This window comes from Arthrobacter sp. NPDC057013 (genome assembly GCF_042674585.1).
Classification (GTDB): domain Bacteria; phylum Actinomycetota; class Actinomycetes; order Actinomycetales; family Micrococcaceae; genus Arthrobacter.
The window spans coordinates 1-2021 of the sequence record NZ_JBHUSE010000041.1; the positions used below are offsets into that span (position 1 = coordinate 1).

Below are 2021 nucleotides of genomic sequence, written 5' to 3' on the forward strand. Positions count from 1 at the left end.
CCCGTTATTTCCGGGGGCGTGGGTTGTGTCTGTTTTACTTCAACGGAGAGTTTGATCCTGGCTCAGGATGAACGCTGGCGGCGTGCTTAACACATGCAAGTCGAACGATGATCCGGTGCTTGCACCGGGGATTAGTGGCGAACGGGTGAGTAACACGTGAGTAACCTGCCCTTGACTCTGGGATAAGCCTGGGAAACTGGGTCTAATACCGGATATGACTCCTCATCGCATGGTGGGGGGTGGAAAGCTTTTGTGGTTTTGGATGGACTCGCGGCCTATCAGCTTGTTGGTGAGGTAATGGCTCACCAAGGCGACGACGGGTAGCCGGCCTGAGAGGGTGACCGGCCACACTGGGACTGAGACACGGCCCAGACTCCTACGGGAGGCAGCAGTGGGGAATATTGCACAATGGGCGCAAGCCTGATGCAGCGACGCCGCGTGAGGGATGACGGCCTTCGGGTTGTAAACCTCTTTCAGTAGGGAAGAAGCGAAAGTGACGGTACCTGCAGAAGAAGCGCCGGCTAACTACGTGCCAGCAGCCGCGGTAATACGTAGGGCGCAAGCGTTATCCGGAATTATTGGGCGTAAAGAGCTCGTAGGCGGTTTGTCGCGTCTGCCGTGAAAGTCCGGGGCTCAACTCCGGATCTGCGGTGGGTACGGGCAGACTAGAGTGATGTAGGGGAGACTGGAATTCCTGGTGTAGCGGTGAAATGCGCAGATATCAGGAGGAACACCGATGGCGAAGGCAGGTCTCTGGGCATTAACTGACGCTGAGGAGCGAAAGCATGGGGAGCGAACAGGATTAGATACCCTGGTAGTCCATGCCGTAAACGTTGGGCACTAGGTGTGGGGGACATTCCACGTTTTCCGCGCCGTAGCTAACGCATTAAGTGCCCCGCCTGGGGAGTACGGCCGCAAGGCTAAAACTCAAAGGAATTGACGGGGGCCCGCACAAGCGGCGGAGCATGCGGATTAATTCGATGCAACGCGAAGAACCTTACCAAGGCTTGACATGGACCGGATCGCCGCAGAAATGTGGTTTCTCCTTTGGGGCCGGTTCACAGGTGGTGCATGGTTGTCGTCAGCTCGTGTCGTGAGATGTTGGGTTAAGTCCCGCAACGAGCGCAACCCTCGTTCCATGTTGCCAGCACGTAGTGGTGGGGACTCATGGGAGACTGCCGGGGTCAACTCGGAGGAAGGTGGGGACGACGTCAAATCATCATGCCCCTTATGTCTTGGGCTTCACGCATGCTACAATGGCCGGTACAAAGGGTTGCGATACTGTGAGGTGGAGCTAATCCCAAAAAGCCGGTCTCAGTTCGGATTGGGGTCTGCAACTCGACCCCATGAAGTCGGAGTCGCTAGTAATCGCAGATCAGCAACGCTGCGGTGAATACGTTCCCGGGCCTTGTACACACCGCCCGTCAAGTCACGAAAGTTGGTAACACCCGAAGCCGGTGGCCTAACCCCTTGTGGGAGGGAGCCGTCGAAGGTGGGACTGGCGATTGGGACTAAGTCGTAACAAGGTAGCCGTACCGGAAGGTGCGGCTGGATCACCTCCTTTCTAAGGAGCACCTACAGGCTCATGGCCCGTGTATGCGGGGTGTGTGGTTTGTCAGGAGTAAAGGCCCGCTGCGCAGGCGATCGTTCTGCGGCGGGTGCTCATGGGTGGAATATCAACGAATAGGTGCCTGGTGGCACGGACCATTGGTTAGTACGGATTCTCTTCGGGGGGTCTGGGAACGCTGGTGGTGTGTGGCTGTTGGGTAGTGTTTGGCACACTGTTGGGTCCTGAGGCAACAGGGCCGGGGAGGGTGACTTTCCCGGGTTTGTTTGTTTCTGGTTTCCTGGCTGCACCGATTGCACGGTTTTGGTTCCCTTGTGGGGGCTGGTGTGTGGGGTGTGTGGTACGGGGTTGTTGTTTGAGAACTACATAGTGGACGCGAGCATCTTTTATAAGAAGCAATTTCCAAGAATATGAACCTGGATCTGGCTGCGCTGTTGATGCCCTTGGGGGTGTC

The 2021-nt window shown here is 56.8% G+C and carries 1 rRNA gene; it reads left to right on the forward strand.

The window, feature by feature from the left end:
- Window positions 1–39: 39 nt before the first annotated feature.
- Window positions 40–1564: ribosomal RNA gene (locus ACFTSA_RS24235) — 16S ribosomal RNA — on the forward strand.
- Window positions 1565–2021 lie beyond the last annotated feature (457 nt).